Annotated in this window: 16 protein-coding genes and 1 tRNA gene; all 17 read left to right on the top strand. The window is 64.2% G+C overall.

Annotated features, from left to right (window positions below; all coding sequences use genetic code 11):
• The first annotated feature begins 145 nt into the window (after window positions 1–145).
• The 17 genes from ACO054_RS07760 to ACO054_RS07680 all read left to right on the top strand — a co-directional run bounded on the left by ACO054_RS07760 (window position 146) and on the right by ACO054_RS07680 (window position 17,016).
• Entirely contained in the window at window positions 146–1,024 is an 879-nt protein-coding gene (locus ACO054_RS07760) for an AEC family transporter (protein ID WP_421709865.1), read from the top strand.
• Between the two features lie 226 nt (window positions 1,025–1,250).
• Window positions 1,251–1,327: transfer RNA gene (locus ACO054_RS07755), tRNA-Asp, on the top strand.
• Window positions 1,328–1,783: 456 nt separating this feature from the next.
• Window positions 1,784–2,149 carry an NADH-quinone oxidoreductase subunit A gene (locus tag ACO054_RS07750; RefSeq protein WP_421709864.1) on the top strand — a complete coding sequence of 122 codons (366 nt, stop codon included), beginning with the start codon at window positions 1,784–1,786 and terminating at the stop codon, window positions 2,147–2,149.
• Window positions 2,140–2,679, top strand: coding sequence for a NuoB/complex I 20 kDa subunit family protein (locus tag ACO054_RS07745; protein WP_421709863.1), 540 nt, complete (start codon window positions 2,140–2,142; stop codon window positions 2,677–2,679). Before ACO054_RS07750 ends, ACO054_RS07745 begins: the two co-directional genes overlap by 10 nt.
• A 40-nt stretch (window positions 2,680–2,719) precedes the next feature.
• Window positions 2,720–3,364 (top strand): NADH-quinone oxidoreductase subunit C, encoded by a 645-nt coding sequence (locus tag ACO054_RS07740; RefSeq protein ID WP_421709862.1) that lies wholly within the window; start codon window positions 2,720–2,722, stop codon window positions 3,362–3,364.
• Complete coding sequence (locus ACO054_RS07735) at window positions 3,361–4,545, top strand: NADH-quinone oxidoreductase subunit D (RefSeq protein WP_421709861.1); 1,185 nt, start codon at window positions 3,361–3,363, stop codon at window positions 4,543–4,545. The genes ACO054_RS07740 and ACO054_RS07735 overlap by 4 nt, the downstream gene beginning before the upstream one ends.
• Complete coding sequence (nuoE, locus tag ACO054_RS07730) at window positions 4,542–5,156, top strand: NADH-quinone oxidoreductase subunit NuoE (protein ID WP_421709860.1); 615 nt, start codon at window positions 4,542–4,544, stop codon at window positions 5,154–5,156. Before ACO054_RS07735 ends, nuoE begins: the two co-directional genes overlap by 4 nt.
• A 10-nt stretch (window positions 5,157–5,166) precedes the next feature.
• On the top strand, window positions 5,167–6,462 hold the full coding sequence (nuoF, locus tag ACO054_RS07725) for an NADH-quinone oxidoreductase subunit NuoF (RefSeq protein WP_421709859.1): 1,296 nt from the start codon (window positions 5,167–5,169) through the stop codon (window positions 6,460–6,462).
• Between the two features lie 34 nt (window positions 6,463–6,496).
• On the top strand, window positions 6,497–8,563 hold the full coding sequence (gene nuoG / locus ACO054_RS07720; protein ID WP_421709858.1) for an NADH-quinone oxidoreductase subunit NuoG: 2,067 nt from the start codon (window positions 6,497–6,499) through the stop codon (window positions 8,561–8,563).
• A 72-nt stretch (window positions 8,564–8,635) separates the two neighbouring features.
• Window positions 8,636–9,646: an NADH-quinone oxidoreductase subunit NuoH gene (gene nuoH / locus ACO054_RS07715; protein ID WP_421709857.1), complete on the top strand. Its 1,011-nt coding sequence runs from the start codon at window positions 8,636–8,638 to the stop codon at window positions 9,644–9,646.
• 33 nt (window positions 9,647–9,679) lie between these two features.
• Complete coding sequence (gene nuoI, locus ACO054_RS07710) at window positions 9,680–10,168, top strand: NADH-quinone oxidoreductase subunit NuoI (RefSeq protein ID WP_421709856.1); 489 nt, start codon at window positions 9,680–9,682, stop codon at window positions 10,166–10,168.
• A gap of 171 nt (window positions 10,169–10,339) precedes the next feature.
• Window positions 10,340–10,957 carry an NADH-quinone oxidoreductase subunit J gene (locus ACO054_RS07705; RefSeq protein WP_421709855.1) on the top strand — a complete coding sequence of 206 codons (618 nt, stop codon included), beginning with the start codon at window positions 10,340–10,342 and terminating at the stop codon, window positions 10,955–10,957.
• A gap of 3 nt (window positions 10,958–10,960) precedes the next feature.
• The gene (gene nuoK, locus ACO054_RS07700; protein WP_421709854.1) at window positions 10,961–11,272 is read left to right on the top strand and encodes an NADH-quinone oxidoreductase subunit NuoK; all 312 of its coding nucleotides are present in this window, start codon (window positions 10,961–10,963) and stop codon (window positions 11,270–11,272) included.
• Window positions 11,273–11,279: 7 nt separating this feature from the next.
• Window positions 11,280–13,226 carry an NADH-quinone oxidoreductase subunit L gene (nuoL, locus tag ACO054_RS07695; RefSeq protein ID WP_421709853.1) on the top strand — a complete coding sequence of 649 codons (1,947 nt, stop codon included), beginning with the start codon at window positions 11,280–11,282 and terminating at the stop codon, window positions 13,224–13,226.
• A 4-nt stretch (window positions 13,227–13,230) separates the two neighbouring features.
• Window positions 13,231–14,757 (top strand): NADH-quinone oxidoreductase subunit M, encoded by a 1,527-nt coding sequence (locus ACO054_RS07690; protein ID WP_421709852.1) that lies wholly within the window; start codon window positions 13,231–13,233, stop codon window positions 14,755–14,757.
• 10 nt (window positions 14,758–14,767) lie between these two features.
• Entirely contained in the window at window positions 14,768–16,240 is a 1,473-nt protein-coding gene (gene nuoN, locus ACO054_RS07685; protein ID WP_421709851.1) for an NADH-quinone oxidoreductase subunit NuoN, read from the top strand.
• On the top strand, window positions 16,237–17,016 hold the full coding sequence (locus ACO054_RS07680) for a biotin--[acetyl-CoA-carboxylase] ligase (protein WP_421709850.1): 780 nt from the start codon (window positions 16,237–16,239) through the stop codon (window positions 17,014–17,016). Before nuoN ends, ACO054_RS07680 begins: the two co-directional genes overlap by 4 nt.
• Window positions 17,017–17,021 lie beyond the last annotated feature (5 nt).

Raw genomic sequence — 17,021 nt, 5'->3', positions numbered from 1 at the left:
CTGGTCAAGCGCCGGCGCCTCCCTTAGAGCTAGGATTGCCTGAGGTGGGATCGCGTCATCTGCTTGCGTGCCAGCGACGAGTCCCGCTACGCCACACCGCCCGCTACGCCACACCGACAGTCTCCGGAGGTTTATAGAGCCGTCCATGATCCTGGCGCAGCTCCTCGACATCGTCGTGCCGGTCTTCCTCTGCATCGCGGCCGGCTTCGTCTGGGCACGCTCCAAGCTGGCCTTCGACAACGCCTTCGTGACCCAACTGGTGATGTACATCGGGACGCCCTGTCTGCTGGTCGCGACCTTCGACAAGGTCCGGCCCGAACCGGAGGCCTTCGCGCAGATCGCTCTGGCGAGTCTGTCGGCCTTCGTGGCGATGGGACTGCTCGCTTGGGCGGCCCTGCGGCTTCTGCGCCTGGACCCGCGAGACTTCCTGCCGGCGCTGACTTTCCCCAACACGGGCAACATGGGCCTTCCCTTGGTGCTCTTCGCCTTCGGGCCGGCGGGACTGGCCTTCGGAATCGTGGTCTTCGCGGTCTCGGCGGTCGGGCACTTCACCGTAGGGATCAGCGTGTCACGCGGCGCCTTCAGGCCGCGTGAGCTTCTAACTCTGCCGATCCTACCGGCCCTGGCAGTCGGAATTCTGCTTGTGCTGCTCGACTTGCGGCTGCCTCTGGTCGTGGGGCGTGCCGTCGAACTGCTGGGCAATCTGACGATTCCCTTGATGCTTCTTGCCCTCGGAGTCTCGCTGGCTCGCCTGCCGCTGCGTGGACTCGGCCGCGCCGCGCTGCTCAGCTTGCTGCGAATCGGGATCGGCGCCGGCAGCGGGGCGGCCGTCGCCTGGGCCTTCGGACTCGGGCCGCTGGCGACCGGTGCGCTGGTGCTCCAGTGCGCCATGCCCATCGCCGTCTACAGCTATCTCTTTGCCGAGCGCTATGGGCGCGCCTCCGGCGATGTTGCCGGAGGCGTGATCGTTTCGACGCTGATGACCTTGGCCGTTGCCCCGCTCTTGCTCCTTGTTCTTCAGTAGATGTCCGCACCTAGGGGGCGATCCTGCTCCAGAGCGCGATCGTGTTTGACGGAAGCGCATTCGCTTCCGTCAAACAGGTGAATCGCACTCTAAACTTATGATTAGAGTAGGATTCACGCCTGAGGTGGGATCGCCAGAGCGATTCCACCTCAGGCGATCCTGCTCTAGGCGTTTGCCGCCTTGACAGCCTCCGGAGCGCAGCGTACATAGCCGGCCTCCAACGCCTGGGGGTGTAGCTCAGTTGGTTAGAGCGCTGGCCTGTCACGCCAGAGGCCGCGGGTTCAAGTCCCGTCACTCCCGCCACGTTGGATCCGACGATAGGAAGATCGAAAAAGGCCGCGATTTCAGCGGCCTTTTTTCTTGCCCTGACCCGGCTGACGTTGCCGTGAGCGGAGTCGCCGATGGGATGAGAAGCCTGGTCGGCTTCCCGAAAGGCGAGGGTTGGGCCGGCGTCCACACCCGCTCTGTTTGCCGGCACTTTTCTCGCGGTTGCTTCGCTCTTTACCGAGTCTTTAGCGTGGCCGTGTTCCACTCCCGATCAGAGTGAAAAGAATCCTTCTGTCAAAAGCACTTGCTCCGATGCCGCGCTGCGACATTGCGTCCTTTTCCTCAGCCGGTGGCGTCTCTATATTGCGCCCTCAATCAAGATCGCGAGTTCGGCGTCGTTGGCCAGAAGCCGTAGTCACGAGGCCCGGACATCAAGCGATGCCAACAGGTCCGGCGAGATGCGCCAGCGACCATCGTCAGCGGTGAGAGATCATGGAAGACCTGCTGATCGAATATCTGCCGATCCTGCTGTTCATCGGGATTGCCCTGGGTTTGGCCGCGGCGATGGTCGTGGCCTCCTACATCGTGGCGCGCCAGCGGCCGGACAGCGAAAAGGTGTCGGCCTACGAGTGCGGCTTCGAGGCCTTCGACGATGCGCGCAGCAAGTTCGACGTCCGCTTCTACCTCGTTGCCATCCTCTTCATCATTTTCGACCTGGAAGTCGCCTTCCTGTTTCCCTGGGCTATTTCCTTGGGGGAGATCGGGGTCTTCGGGTTCTGGTCGATGGTGGTGTTTCTCGGCCTGCTGACGGTCGGGTTCCTCTATGAATGGAAGAAGGGAGCGCTGGAATGGGAGTGATCGGTGCAGGCCAGCCGCTTCCGCGCGGTGCCGAGCAGGATCTGGTTCTCAAGCAGGCCACCGACGACCTGCAGGACAAGGGCTTCATTGTCGCCAATCTGGACAAGCTGGCCGCCTGGGCCCAGTCCGGCTCGCTCTGGCCCATGAGTTTCGGTTTGGCCTGCTGTGCCGTCGAGATGATGCACACGGCCTGCAGCCGCTACGACCTGGACCGGTTCGGCGCGGTGTTCCGCCCCAGCCCGCGCCAGTCGGACGTCATGATCGTCGCCGGCACGCTCTGTAACAAGATGGCGCCCGCCCTGCGCAAGGTTTACGACCAGATGGCCGAGCCCCGTTGGGTGATTTCGATGGGCTCCTGCGCCAACGGCGGCGGCTATTACCACTACAGCTACTCGGTGGTGCGCGGTTGCGATCGCGTGGTGCCGGTGGACGTTTACGTCCCCGGCTGTCCGCCGACCGCCGAAGCGCTGCTTTACGGCGTTCTGCAGTTGCAGAAGAAAATCAAGCGCGAGGCTGCGATCGCCCGCTGATCGGGCGCGCCGAGGCCTCCGAGGGCCCAGAGGAGAGATGATGACCGCAGCGCTCCCGCCGGCGCTTCAGGACCTCGCCGACTATGTTTCGATGTCTGTCGGCGAAAGCGTTGCCGAGATCGAGTCGATCCGTGGCGAACTGATCGTCTGGACGTCGACTGAGCGGCTCGTAGAGCTGCTGACGCAGCTGCGCGACGATCAGAATCTTCTGTTCAAGCAGTTGGTTGACGTCACGGCCGTCGATTATCCGGACCGCCAACAGCGTTTCGAGGTCGTCTACAACCTTCTGTCGCTTAAGCACAATCAGCGCCTGCGGGTGAAGCTGGCCGCCGACGACGAAACGACCGTTCCTTCCGTCGCAGCTGTTTTCAGTTCTGCGATCTGGCTGGAGCGCGAGGTCTGGGACCTCTTCGGCATCTTCTTCGGCGACCATCCTGATCTGCGCCGGATCCTCACCGACTACGGTTTCGAGGGGCATCCGCTGCGCAAGGACTTCCCGCTGACCGGTTACGTCGAGGTTCGCTACGACGAGGATCAGAAGCGTGTCGTCTACGAACCGGTGAAGTTGACCCAGGAGTTCCGCACTTTCGACTTCGCATCGCCCTGGGAAGGCATGCAGGGAATCCTGCCGGGCGACGAAAAAGCCGCGGAGCAGCAGCCCGGTGGCGAGGAGAGCAAGGCATGACCGCGACGGATGTCCAGATCAAGCCGATGACCCTCAACTTCGGCCCCCAGCACCCGGCCGCGCATGGCGTGCTGCGCCTCGTGCTGGAGATGGACGGCGAGGTGGTGGAGCGCGCCGATCCGCATGTCGGCCTGCTTCATCGCGGCACCGAGAAGCTGATCGAGTACAAGACTTATCTGCAGGCGATTCCCTACTTCGATCGCCTGGATTACGTCAGCCCAATGAACCAGGAGCATGCCTTCGCCCTGGCGACCGAAAAGCTGCTCGGGATCGAGCCGCCTGAGCGCGGCCAGTACATCCGGGTGATGTTCTGCGAGCTGACTCGGATCGCGAACCACCTTCTCAACATCGCCACCTTCGCCCTGGACGTCGGCGCAATGACGCCGATCCTCTGGGCGTTCGAAGAACGCGAGCGGGTCATGGAGTTCTACGAGCGGGTCTGTGGTGCACGGCTGCATGCGGCCTACTTCCGGCCGGGTGGAGTGCATCAGGATTTGCCGGCGGGACTGGTCGGCGACATCAAGGCCTTCTGCGAGCGTTTCCCGAAGCATGTCGACCACCTGGAAGAGCTGCTGACGGACAACCGCATCTTCCGCCAGCGCACGGTCGACATCGGCATCGTGTCCAAGGAACAGGCCCTGGATTGGGGCTTCTCCGGCGCGATGCTGCGCGGGTCGGGCGTTGCCTGGGATCTGCGCAAGGCGCAGCCTTATGATGTCTACGACGAGCTCGACTTTCAGGTTCCGGTCGGCAAGACCGGCGACTGCTTCGCCCGCTACCTGGTGCGCATCGAGGAGATGCGGCAGTCGATTGCGATCGTCGAGCAGTGCCTGGAGAAGATGCCGGCCGGCCCGGTGATGGTCGAAAGCAGCAAGGTCAGTCCCCCCAACCGTGCCACGATGAAGCGCTCGATGGAGGCCTTGATCCACCACTTCAAGCTCTACACCGAGGGCTACCACGTACCGCCGGGCGAAACCTACACGGCCGTCGAGGCGCCGAAGGGTGAGTTCGCCGTCTTCCTGGTCTCGGACGGCAGCAACAAGCCCTACCGCTGCAAGATCCGCGCGCCCGGTTTTTCCCATCTGGCCGCCATGGATGAACTCTGCCGGGGTCACATGTTGGCGGATTCCGTGGCCATTCTCGGCTCCATGGACATCGTTTTCGGCGAGGTCGACCGATGAAGGTAACGAGTTACCGCGCGCCCGACAGTGGCGGCTTCGCGTTCACGCCGGAGAACCAGGCGAAGGCGGACGGATATATCGCCCGCTACCCGGAAGGCCGTCAGGCCTCGGCCGTCCTTTGGCTGCTCTACCTGGCGCAGGATCAGAACGGCGGTTCGATCGGGCAGGATCAGATCGACTACGTGGCGTCCTACCTGGAGATGGCACCGATCCGCGTTCATGAGGTCGCCAGCTTCTTCACCATGATCAACGAACAGCCACTTGGACGGCACCACATCCAGGTCTGCCGCACCACCTCCTGCTGGCTGCGCGGCTCCGACGCAATCAGCCAGGCCTGTCTGGAGGAGGCTGGGGTTGCCAAGCTGGGCGGGACCAGCGACGACGGCCTCTTCACGGTCAGCGAAGTCGAATGCCTCGGCGCCTGTGCCAATGCGCCGATGTTTCAGGTCAATGACCGCAATTACCACGAGGATCTGACGCCAGAGACGGCCAAGGCCGTGATCCGCGCGCTCCGCGAGGGCAAGGCGGTCGAGTCCGGCTCGCAAAGCGGGCGCGTGTCCAGCGAGCCGCCACGCGAGGGCCGTCGTACGCTTCTGGCGGACGCGGGGTAGGGGAAAGACGATGCTGCAAGACAAGGACCGCATCTTCCTCAATCTCTATGGCGAGCTGGACTGGGGGCTGAAGGGCGCCCAGGCGCGTGGGATCTGGGACAACACCAAGGCCCTGATCGAGATGGGCCGCGAGAAGATCGTCGAGACGGTCAAGCAGTCGGATCTGCGCGGCCGCGGTGGCGCCGGCTTTCCGACCGGTCTGAAGTGGTCCTTCATGCCCAAGGAGAGCGACGGTCGGCCGCACTATCTCGTGGTCAACGCCGATGAGTCGGAGCCGGGCAGCTGCAAGGATCGGGAGATCCTGCGCAGCGATCCGCATCTACTGCTGGAGGGCTGCCTGATCGCCGGCTTCGCGATGGGTGCCAACGCCGCCTACATCTACATTCGCGGCGAGTACTGGGAGCCTCTGCAACGGCTCGAAGCCGCGATCCTGGAGGCGCGGGATGCCGGGCTGCTGGGCAAGAACGCCTGCGGGTCCGGCTGGGACTTCGATATCTTCGTCACCCGTGGCGCCGGCGCCTACATCTGCGGCGAAGAAACCGCGATGCTGGAGTCGCTGGAGGGTAAGAAGGGCCAGCCGCGCCTGAAGCCACCCTTTCCCGCCGCCGTCGGCCTCTACGGCTGCCCGACCACGGTCAACAATGTGGAAACGGTCGCTGTGGTGCCGACCATCCTGCGTCGAGGCCCCGAGTGGTTTTCCGGTCTCGGACGACCGAAGAACGCGGGAACCAAGATCTTCTCTCTCTCCGGGCATGTGAACACGCCCTGCAACGTGGAAGAGGAGATGGGAATTCCGCTGAAGGAGCTGATCGAGAAGCACGGCGGTGGCGTGCGCGGCGGCTGGGACAACCTGCTGGCCGTGGTGCCGGGCGGGTCCTCAGTTCCCTGTTTGCCGAAGTCGATTTGCGACGACGTCCTGATGGACTTCGATTCCCTACGCGAGGCCAAGTCCGGTCTCGGCACCGCCGCCGTCATCGTGATGGACAAGTCGACCGATATCGTCGAGGCCATCGCCCGCTTTAGCCACTTCTATATGCACGAGTCCTGCGGCCAGTGTACGCCCTGCCGAGAGGGCACCGGCTGGATGTTCCGGGTCATGACCCGGATGGTGCGCGGCGAAGCGGAGTTGGAGGAGATCGACCTGCTGCTGGATGTGTCCTATCAGGTCGAAGGCCACACCATCTGCGCCCTGGGCGATGCGGCGGCTTGGCCGATCCAGGGGCTGATCCGTCACTTCAGGCCCGAGCTGGAGCGCCGGATCGCAGACTATAAGTCCGGCCGGCAAACCGCCGCGGCAGCCGAGTAAACAGGCCAAAGCAGAGGCTTAGGAGCGTTTCTTCATGCCCACGCTGACCATCAACGACAAGGAAGTCGAGGTTCCGGCCGGCATCACCGTGCTGCAAGCCTGCGAGCTGGCCGGTTTCGAGATTCCGCGTTTCTGCTACCACGAGCGCCTCTCGGTCGCCGGCAACTGCCGCATGTGCCTGGTCGAGATGGAGCGCGCGCCGAAGCCGATCGCGAGCTGCGCCATGCCGGTCGGCGACGGGATGGTGATCCGGACCGACACGGAGAAGGTCAAGAAAGCCCGCAACGGCGTGATGGAGTTCCTGCTGATCAACCATCCGCTCGACTGTCCGATCTGCGACCAGGGCGGCGAATGCGATCTGCAGGACCAGGCGATGGCCTACGGCTACGATTCCAGCCGTTACGAGGAGAACAAGCGGGCGGTCTCCGAGAAGTATATGGGGCCCATGATCAAGACGATCATGACCCGCTGCATTCACTGCACCCGCTGCGTCCGCTTCGCGACGGAGATCGGCGGCGTGGAGGAGATCGGTCTGGTCGGGCGCGGCGAGCACGCCGAGATCACGACCTTGGAGAAGGCGATCGACTCCGAACTCTCGGGCAACCTGGTGGATGTCTGCCCAGTCGGCGCGCTGACCAACGCGCCCTACGCCTTCTCCGCGCGCCCCTGGGAACTGCGCAAGACCCTGTCGGTCGATGTGCTGGACGCCGTCGGCTCGAACATCCGGGTCGATGCGCGCGGGCGTGAAGTCATGCGGGTGCTGCCCCGCCTGCACGAAGACATCAACGAAGAGTGGATCAACGACAAGACGCGCCAGGCCGTGGACGGTCTGCACTACCGCAGACTCGACAAGCCCTTCGTGCGTGGGGCTGACGGCAAGCTGAAGCCCGCGAGCTGGAACGAGGCCTTCGACGCCGTCGCCGCGCGCTTCAAGGGACTGCCCGGCGACAAGATCGCGGCCATCGCCGGCGACCTTTGCGATGCCGAGTCGATGTTCGCTCTCAAGGACCTGATGACCTCCCTGGGCTCGCCCCATCTGGAGTGCCGGCAGGACGGCGCGAAGCTGGGTGGTGGGCCGCGCGTCGAGTATCTCTTCAACACGGGCATTGCCGGCATTGAGCAGGCGGATGCCATCCTGTTGATCGGCAGCAACCCGCGCTGGGAAGCGGCGATGATCAACGCCCGCATCCGCAAGCGTTTCCTGCAGACCGGCCTTCCGATCGCCGTCATCGGCCCGCGGGTCGAGCTGACTTACGACACCCAGCATCTGGGCGAGGGACCGGATGCGCTGGAGACCCTTGCGAAGGGCGAGGGCGACTTCTTCAAGGTCCTGGAAGCGGCCGAAAGGCCGATGATCCTGCTGGGCTCCGGCGCGGTTGCACGGCCGGACGGTGCGGCCTTGATCGCCTTAGCTAGAGAGCTGGCCGAATCGGTCGGTGCGGCCGGCGCCAAGGCGCCCGAGCGCTGGAACGGCTACAACGTGCTTCACCGCGCGGCGTCCCGGGTCGGTGGCTTGGATCTCGGTTTTCTGCCCGGCGAGGGCGGCCGCGATCTGGAGGGAATTCTGTCTGGCGCCGGCACGGGTGAGATCGAGGCAGTCTGGTTGCTGGGTGCCGACGAAATCGACACGAGCCGTCTGGGCGACGCTTTCGTCGTCTACCAGGGCCATCACGGCGACAGCGGGGCGCAGCGTGCCGACGTGATCCTGCCGGGCGCCGCCTACACCGAGAAGAACGGCACCTACGTGAACACCGAAGGCCGCGTGCAGCTCGGGCGCCTCGCGGCTTTCCCGCCGGGCGAGGCCCGCGAAGACTGGACCATTCTGCGCGCGCTGTCGGAACGGCTGGGGGCCAAGCTGCCCTACGACAGCCTGGGCGACCTCCGTGCCCGCCTGGTGCAGTCGTATCCGGTCTTTGCGGCAATCGACACCCTGGAGCCGCCAGCTTGGGAGCCCTTCGGCGCCAAAGGGCCGCTGCAGGCGGGGGCGTTTGACCTGCCTGTTCAGAACTTTTACATGACCTGCCCCATCAGCCGCGCCTCCAAGACCATGGCTGCCTGTACGGAGGCCTTCGTGGCGCCCCGTTCCCAGGCGGCGGAGTAGGGCGCTCTCGCGGTGGCGATAGGGTTTTGAGGACGGTGCGGGGTTTGGGGCAGGGTTTAAGGACAGGATAGCGTGAACGGTTTTTTCGACAGCTACCTTATGCCGACAGGCATCATCGTGGCGCAGATCGTCGCCATTCTGGTGCCGCTGCTGGTCGCCGTCGCCTACCTGACCTATGCCGAGCGCAAGGTCATCGCGGCGATGCAGCTCCGCAAGGGACCGAACGTGGTCGGGCCTTTCGGACTGCTGCAGCCCTTGGCGGACGGCCTGAAGCTGCTGTTCAAGGAGACCATACTGCCGGCCGGCGCCAACCGGGTCATCTTTATCCTGGCGCCGATGATCACCTTCTCCCTGGCGATGATGGCCTGGGCCGTGATCCCCGTCGCGGAGGGCTGGGCGATCGCCGACATCAACGTCGGCGTGCTCTTTCTCTTCGCCGTCTCCTCGCTCGGCGTCTACGGCGTCATCATGGCCGGCTGGGCCTCCAACTCGAAGTACCCGTTCCTCGGCGCCCTGCGCTCGGCGGCCCAGATGGTGTCCTACGAAGTCTCGATGGGCTTCGTGCTGATCACCGTGGTGCTCTGCGCCGGCTCGTTGAACCTGACCGACATCGTCAATGCGCAGCAGGGGCTGTGGTACGCGATCCCGCTGCTGCCGATGTTCGTGATCTTCTTCATCTCCGTTCTGGCCGAGACCAACCGCGCGCCCTTCGATCTTCCGGAAGGCGAATCGGAGCTGGTCGCCGGCTACTTCGTCGAATACTCCTCGATGACCTTCGCGCTCTTTTTCCTCGGCGAATACGCCAACATGATTCTGATGAGCGCGATGGTGACGATCTTCTTCCTAGGCGGTTGGCTGCCGATCCTGGACATCGCGCCTTTCACCTGGATCCCCGGACCGATCTGGTTCGCGGCGAAGGTGGCCCTGGTGCTCTTCTTCTTCCTTTGGATCCGCGCGACCTTTCCGCGCTACCGCTACGACCAGTTGATGCGCCTGGGCTGGAAGGTCTTTCTGCCGATCTCGCTGGCCTGGGTGGTTTTGACGGCCGGCGTGTTGATCTACTTCGACTGGCTGCCGGCCTAACCGGAACCGAGGCGCAAAGGACGCCGAACCGTCATGGCGATGTTGGACCGAACCGCACGTAGTCTGCTGCTCAGCGAGCTTCTGGGCGGCATGAGCCTGACCCTGCGGTACATGTTCCGCCCCAAGGTGACCTTGAACTATCCCCACGAGAAGGGGGCCTTGAGTCCGCGGTTTCGCGGTGAGCATGCCTTGCGCCGTTATCCCAACGGCGAAGAGCGCTGCATCGCCTGCAAGCTCTGCGAAGCGATCTGCCCGGCTCTGGCGATCACCATCGAGGCCGAGCCGCGCGCCGACGGCAGTCGCCGGACGACCCGCTACGACATAGACATGACCAAATGCATCTACTGTGGCCTCTGTCAGGAAGCCTGTCCGGTCGATGCCATCGTCGAGGGGCCGAACTTCGAGTTCGCGGCGGAAACGCGCGAGGAACTCTTCTACAACAAGGACAAGCTGCTCGAGAACGGCGACCGTTGGGAGCAGGAGATCGCGCAGAACATCGCCCTCGACGCGCCCTACCGCTAGAGCGTAAGAGAGGGCGCCGTTACCGCGCCGCAGGAAGCGTGCAGGTGCCGCTTGGGGGTTTAGGGCTGCCGTCCGGGCGGAAAGGGGACGCCGCCGTTTCGTTTGAGACCAGTGCTTGGCGATGGCTAGGGCCTCGCGGAGCGCGGTAGATCGGGTGTCGGGGAAGATCGAATGATCGTGCAGGTTCTCTGCTTCTATCTGTTCAGCGCCATCATGGTCGCCTCGGCCGTGATGGTGATCTCGTCGCGCAACCCGGTCCACTCGGTGTTGTTCCTGATCCTCGCTTTCTTCAACGCCGCCGGCCTCTTCGTGCTGATCGGGGCCGAGTTCTTGGCGATGATCCTGGTGATCGTATACGTCGGCGCGGTCGCCGTGCTGTTCCTCTTCGTCGTGATGATGCTGGACGTGAACATCGCGGAGCTGCGCCAAGGCTTCCTGCAGTACCTGCCGATCGGCGGACTGATCGGCGTGATCCTGATGGTCGAGCTGATCATGGTCGCCGGCTTCTATTTCGGCGCACCGGAGGCGGCGGAGGCCGTGGCCCGCGTGCCGATCCCGCCAGGCGATCAGATCACCAATACGGAGGCGCTCGGCCGCGTGCTCTATACGGACTACGTCTATCTGTTCCAGGCCTCGGGACTGATCCTGCTGGTGGCAATGATTGGCGCCATCGTTCTGACCCTGCGCCAGCGCGAAGGGGTTAAGCGGCAATCGATTGCGCGGCAGATCGCGATCTCTCGCGACGAGGCGATCGAGGTCAAGGACGTGCCGAGCGGGAGCGGGATCTGAGCGATGTGGGAACTGACCCTCGCGCACTACCTGACGGTCGCGGCGATCCTCTTCACCTTGGGCATGTTCGGGATCTTCCTGAACCGCAAGAACGTCATCATCATTCTGATGTCGGTCGAGCTGATGCTGCTCGCCGTCAACATCAATCTGGTGGCCTTCTCCTGGCATCTCGGCGATCTCGTCGGGCAGGTCTTCGCCATGTTGATCCTGACGGTGGCCGCCGCCGAGGCCGCCATCGGCCTGGCCATTCTCGTGGTGTACTTCCGCAACCGCGGTTCCATCGCGGTGGAAGACATCAACATGATGAAGGGCTGAGGTCGGTATGCTCGACGCACTGATCGTTTTTCTGCCGCTGATCGGCGCGGCGCTGGCCGGTCTGTTCGGCCGGGCGCTCGGCGACCGTGGCGCACAGGTCGTGACCTGCAGCCTGCTGTGCCTCGCGGCTCTGATCTCGGTCATCGTGTTCATCGACGTCGCCCTGCAGGGCAACGCCCGGACCACGGAACTCTTCACCTGGATCGACTCCGGCCGCTTCGAGCTGAGCTGGGCGCTCCGGGTCGACACGCTGACGGCCATCATGTTCTGCGTGGTCACGATCGTTTCGGCGATCGTGCACATCTACTCGGTCGGCTATATGTCCGAGGACAAGTCGATCCCGCGCTTCATGGCCTACCTGTCGCTCTTCACCTTCTTCATGCTGATGCTGGTGAGTGCCGACAACCTGGTGCAGATGTTCTTCGGCTGGGAAGGGGTCGGCGTGGCTTCGTACCTGCTGATCGGCTTCTGGTACGACCGCCCCAGCGCCAATGCCGCGGCCATGAAGGCCTTTCTGGTCAACCGCGTCGGTGACATCGCCTATGCCTTGGGCATCGCGGCGATCTTCCTGCTGTTCGGATCGGTCGAGTTCGATCAGATCTTCGGCCGCGCTGCCGAGTTCCAGGACACGACCCTCTCGGTCTTCGGCATCGAGTGGCACGCCCTGACCGTGATCTGCCTGCTGCTCTTCATCGGTGCGATGGGCAAGTCGGCGCAGCTCGGGCTGCACACCTGGCTGCCGGACGCCATGGAGGGGCCGACACCGGTCTCGGCGCTGATCCACGCGGCCACCATGGTCACCGCTGGCGTCTTCCTGGTCTGCCGCATGTCGCCGGTCTTCGAGTTCGCGCCCGATGCGTTGACGGTGGTGACCATCGTCGGCGGCGCGACCGCCTTCTTCGCCGCCACGGTCGGCCTCACCCAGACCGACATTAAGCGGGTGATCGCTTATTCGACCTGTTCGCAGCTCGGCTACATGTTCTTCGCCGCCGGCGTTTCGGCCTATGGCGCGGCCATGTTCCACCTCATGACCCACGCCTTCTTCAAGGCGCTGCTGTTCCTGGGCGCCGGCGCCGTGATCCACGCCATGCATCACGAACAGGACATGTTCAAGATGGGCGGGCTCTACAAGAAGATCCCCGTGACCTACGCGCTGATGTGGATCGGCAGCCTGGCTCTGGTCGGCTTCGGTATTCCGGGTCTGGGGATCGGCTTTGCCGGCTTCTACTCCAAGGACATCGTGCTGGAGGCGGCCTATGCGGCCCACAGCGGCGCCGGCAGCTTCGCCTTCTGGCTCGGCATCGCCGCTGCGCTTATGACAGCCTTCTACTCCTTCCGCCTGCTGTTCCTGACCTTCCACGGCGAGACGCGTGCCGATGCCGAGACCTTCGCGCACGCTCATGAGGCGCCGCGCGTGATGATCTGGCCGCTCTACATCCTTGCGGCGGGGGCCCTCGGTGCAGGCGCTCTCTTTTACGGGCCCTTCGTCGGTGACGGGCGGGACACCTTCTGGAACGGTGCCATCTTCGCGCTGACCGATATCATCGAGGCGGCCCACCACGTTCCCTTCTGGGTCAAGGCGCTGCCGATGGTGGTGACCCTTGTCGGAATCGTTCTGGCTTGGGTGATGTACGTGCGGAAGCCGGCCCTGCCGGGGCTGATCGCGCAGCGTTTCCGGCCGCTCTATCTCTTCTCATTGCGCAAGTGGTACTTCGACGAGCTTTACAACGCTGTCTTCGTGCGTCCGGCCTGGTATCTGGGCCACGGGCTCTGGAAGGCCGGCGACGGCGCCCTGATCGACGGGGTCGGGCCGGACGGCGTGGCGGCGCTGACGCGCAACCTCGCCCAGCGGGCGAGCCGGCTGCAGAGCGGCTACGTCTACCACTATGCCTTTGCCATGCTGATCGGTGTCGCCGCCCTGGTCACCTGGTACATCGTGACGACGGCTGGGTGAACCGATGGGCGAGTGGCCGCTTCTTTCTCTCGTTACCTTCCTGCCGCTGCTGGGCGCCGCCTTCATTCTCTTCATCCGGGGAGAAGAGGAGGTCGTGGCCCGCAACGCCCGCTTCGTGGCGCTCTGGACCAGCCTGATCACCTTCGCGCTCAGTCTGCTGATCTGGTTCGGCTTCGAGCGTGGGACGGCGGAGTTTCAGTTCGTCGAGCGGGTCGATTGGCTGCCCGACTTCAACATCGGCTACCACATGGGCGTCGACGGCATTTCGATGCCTTTCGTCCTGCTCTCGACCCTGCTGACGCCGCTCTGCGTACTGGCGAGCTGGGACGCCATCAAGACCCGCGTTAAGGAGTACATGATCGCCTTCCTGGTCCTCGAGACCCTGATGGTGGGCATGTTCTGCGCCCTCGACTTCGTGCTCTTCTATATGTTCTTCGAGGGCGTTCTGATCCCGATGTTCCTGATCATCGGGATCTGGGGCGGCGCGCGGCGGGTCTACGCGGCCTTCAAGTTCTTCCTCTACACCCTGGCCGGCTCCGTCCTGATGCTGCTGGCCCTGCTGACCATGTACTTCAGCGCCGGGACCACGGACATCCCGACGCTGATGACGCAGACCTTTCCCTTCCAGATGCAGATCTGGCTCTGGCTGGCCTTCTTCGCGTCCTTCGCCGTCAAGGTGCCGATGTGGCCCGTCCACACCTGGCTGCCCGACGCCCACGTGGAGGCGCCAACGGCGGGCTCCGTCATTCTGGCCGGTGTGCTGCTGAAGATGGGGGCCTACGGGTTCCTCCGCTTCTCCCTGCCGATGCTGCCCGAGGCCTCCGCCTTCTTCACGCCGTTGGTCTTCACCCTGTCGGTCGTGGCGATCATCTACACCTCGCTGGTCGCCCTGGCGCAGAAGGACATGAAGAAGCTGATCGCTTACAGCTCCGTGGCGCACATGGGCTTCGTGACCGTCGGGATCTTCACCGTCAACCAGCAGGGTCTGGAGGGCGCGATCTTCCAGATGCTGAGCCACGGCGTCGTCTCGGCGGCGCTCTTCCTCTGCGTCGGCGTCATCTACGACCGCCTGCATACGCGGGAGATCGCGCGCTACGGCGGGCTGGCGGAGAACATGCCGAGCTACGCTCTGGTCTTCATGGTGTTCATGCTGGCGAGCGTCGGCCTGCCGGGTACCAGCGGTTTCGTCGGCGAATTCCTGATCATCATGGGCGCCTTCCAGGCCAACACCTGGGTCGCGCTGCTGACCGCCAGCGGCATGGTGCTGGGGGCCGCCTACATGCTGTGGCTCTATCGCAGCGTCATCTTCGGCGCCCTGACCAAGAAAGACCTTCTGACGCTGCCGGACATGTCCTGGCGGGAGAAGGCGGTTTTCGCGCCGTTGCTCGCGGCCGCTCTGATCTTCGGCATCTATCCCCTGCCGCTGCTGGAGGTCATGGACGCCTCCGTCGCCAATCTGATCGAGAACTACGAACTGGCGCTCGCGACCTCCGAAGGGACGTCGTTCGCCCGCCTTTGGCCGCTGAACTGAGTCGCTCGCCATGGATTCCGCAAGTCTGACCCTGTCCCTGATCTCCGCACTGCCGGAAGTCTTCCTGGCCTCCGCCGGCATCGCGATCCTGCTGGTCGGCGTCTATTCGCGCGCGCAGGCGACCCGGACGGCGATGATCCTGGCCGTGGCGGCGCTGATCGGAACGCTGGCCCTGCTGCTTCTGGGGCCGGAGCGGGCGCCGCTGGCCTTCAACGACCTCTTCATCAACGACGGCTTCGGCGACTTCATGAAGGTGCTGATCCTCGTCGCGGCGGCCCTGACCCTGGTGATCTCCTTCGGCTACATCCGCCGCGAACAGATGGATCACTTCGAGTATCCGGTTCTGATCGTCTTCGCCGTGGTCGGTATGCTGATGATGGTCTCGGCCAACGACCTCATCTCCCTCTACGTCGGACTGGAGCTGCAGTCGCTCGCGCTCTACGTGATCGCCGCCTTCCGGCGCGATACGCTGCGGTCGAGCGAGGCGGGGCTGAAGTACTTCGTTCTCGGGGCCCTGTCCTCGGGCATGCTGCTCTACGGCATGTCCCTGGTCTACGGCTTCACCGGCACCACCTCCTTCACGGCCTTGGCCGAGCTTTTCACGGCTCAGGCGGCGGCCGGGGAGGGACTATCGCTCGGCGCCCTGATCGGTATCGTCTTCGTCACCGCGGGGCTTGCCTTCAAGATCTCGGCCGTACCCTTCCATATGTGGACGCCGGACGTCTACGAGGGCGCGCCGACCGCCGTGACCGCCTTCTTCGCCACCGCGCCGAAGGTCGCCGCCATGGCGTTGATCGTACGGGTTCTGATGGGGCCCTTCGGCGAGTTGGCGGACCAGTGGCAGCAGATCGTCGTCTTCATTGCCATCGCCTCCATGATTCTGGGCGCGTTGGCCGCGATCCAGCAGACCAACATCAAGCGCCTGATGGCCTACTCCTCCATTGGGCACATGGGTTACGCCCTGGTCGGGCTCTCGGCAGGCACGCCAGAGGGCATTCGCGGCGTGGCCATCTACATGGCCATTTACATCCTGATGAACATCGGGACCTTCGCTTGCATCCTCTGCATGCGCCAGAAGGAGCGGATGGTGGAGAACATCGAGGACCTCAAGGGGCTCTCCAAGACCCATCCTCTGATGGCGCTGGCTCTGGCCATCTTCATGTTCTCCATGGCAGGCATCCCGCCGCTCGCCGGCTTCTTTGGAAAACTCTACGTCTTCCTCGCGGCCATCGAGGCGCAGCTCTACGTCCTGGCCGTGATCGGCGTGCTGACCTCGGTGATCGGCGCCTATTACTATCTGCGCATCGTCAAGCTGATGTACTTCGACGAACCGGTTGAAGCCTTCGACCGGCCGGTCGGGCGCGAACTGGACCTGGTCATCGGCGGCACCGCCGTTGCGATCCTCTTCTTCTTCGTCGTGCCAGGGCCCGTGGTCGATAGCGCTGCGGCTGCGGCCCGCGCGTTTTTCACGGTTTCGGGATGATTCCACCTAAAGACGCTTCTCGCAGCCCCAAGCTTCCCACCGCCTACAGCCTGGTCTCTCTGGACAGCGTCGGCTCGACCATGGACGAGGCGCGTCGTCTGGCCGAGGAAGGCGCCGACGACGGAACGCTGGTCTGGGCGCGCGAACAAACCTCCGGTCGCGGCCGTCAGAGCCGGGAATGGGACAGTCCCCGCGGGAACCTCTACCTGACGCTCATCCTGCGACCGGACTGCGCCCCTGCCGACGCGGCGCAGCTCGGCTTTGCGACGGCGCTCGGTATGGCCGATGCCATCGGCAGCGTCTGTCCGCCGCTGGACGTGACCTTCAAATGGCCGAACGACGTGCTGCTGAACGGCCGCAAGGTCTCGGGCATCCTGTTGGAGTCGAAGTCGCGGGCGGATGGGAGCCTCGATTGGCTGCTGCTGGGCGTCGGTACCAACGTGGCGACCTTTCCAAAGGAGACCGCCTATCCCGCCACCTCGCTGCGCTTCGAGGGAACGCCGCCGGACGTCACGGAGGTGGACCTGCTAGAGGCCTTCGGCCGTCACTATCTGGGCTGGGTCAATCGCTGGTTGGACGAAGGCTTCGCCCCCCTGCGCAACGCCTGGCTCCGCCATGCCACGAGCAAAGGAGAGGAGATCCAGGTGCGTCTGCCACAGGAAACGCTGCAAGGCGTTTTCCGCGACCTGGACGCTGACGGCCGCTTGCTGCTGGAACTGCCCGGCGGCAGCCTCCGCACCATCGCCGCCGGCGACGTCTTTCCGGCTGAAGGGTAAGGGCC

This window comes from Algihabitans sp., assembly GCF_965226985.1.
GTDB lineage: Bacteria > Pseudomonadota > Alphaproteobacteria > Kiloniellales > DSM-21159 > Algihabitans.
Note: the sequence above shows the minus strand (reverse complement) of the source record. Positions and strands in the feature narration are given on the sequence as shown.

Excerpts from the sequence above, each read along its gene's own strand:
- ACO054_RS07760 (WP_421709865.1), top strand. The coding sequence starts at position 146 with ATGATCCTGGCGCAGCTCCTCGACATCGTCGTGCCGGTCTTCCTCTGC.
- ACO054_RS07750 (WP_421709864.1), top strand. The coding sequence starts at position 1,784 with ATGGAAGACCTGCTGATCGAATATCTGCCGATCCTGCTGTTCATCGGG.
- ACO054_RS07745 (WP_421709863.1), top strand. The coding sequence starts at position 2,140 with ATGGGAGTGATCGGTGCAGGCCAGCCGCTTCCGCGCGGTGCCGAGCAG.
- ACO054_RS07740 (WP_421709862.1), top strand. The coding sequence starts at position 2,720 with ATGACCGCAGCGCTCCCGCCGGCGCTTCAGGACCTCGCCGACTATGTT.
- ACO054_RS07735 (WP_421709861.1), top strand. The coding sequence starts at position 3,361 with ATGACCGCGACGGATGTCCAGATCAAGCCGATGACCCTCAACTTCGGC.
- nuoE (WP_421709860.1), top strand. The coding sequence starts at position 4,542 with ATGAAGGTAACGAGTTACCGCGCGCCCGACAGTGGCGGCTTCGCGTTC.
- nuoF (WP_421709859.1), top strand. The coding sequence starts at position 5,167 with ATGCTGCAAGACAAGGACCGCATCTTCCTCAATCTCTATGGCGAGCTG.
- nuoG (WP_421709858.1), top strand. The coding sequence starts at position 6,497 with ATGCCCACGCTGACCATCAACGACAAGGAAGTCGAGGTTCCGGCCGGC.
- nuoI (WP_421709856.1), top strand. The coding sequence starts at position 9,680 with ATGGCGATGTTGGACCGAACCGCACGTAGTCTGCTGCTCAGCGAGCTT.
- ACO054_RS07705 (WP_421709855.1), top strand. The coding sequence starts at position 10,340 with ATGATCGTGCAGGTTCTCTGCTTCTATCTGTTCAGCGCCATCATGGTC.
- nuoK (WP_421709854.1), top strand. The coding sequence starts at position 10,961 with ATGTGGGAACTGACCCTCGCGCACTACCTGACGGTCGCGGCGATCCTC.
- nuoL (WP_421709853.1), top strand. The coding sequence starts at position 11,280 with ATGCTCGACGCACTGATCGTTTTTCTGCCGCTGATCGGCGCGGCGCTG.
- ACO054_RS07690 (WP_421709852.1), top strand. The coding sequence starts at position 13,231 with ATGGGCGAGTGGCCGCTTCTTTCTCTCGTTACCTTCCTGCCGCTGCTG.
- nuoN (WP_421709851.1), top strand. The coding sequence starts at position 14,768 with ATGGATTCCGCAAGTCTGACCCTGTCCCTGATCTCCGCACTGCCGGAA.
- ACO054_RS07680 (WP_421709850.1), top strand. The coding sequence starts at position 16,237 with ATGATTCCACCTAAAGACGCTTCTCGCAGCCCCAAGCTTCCCACCGCC.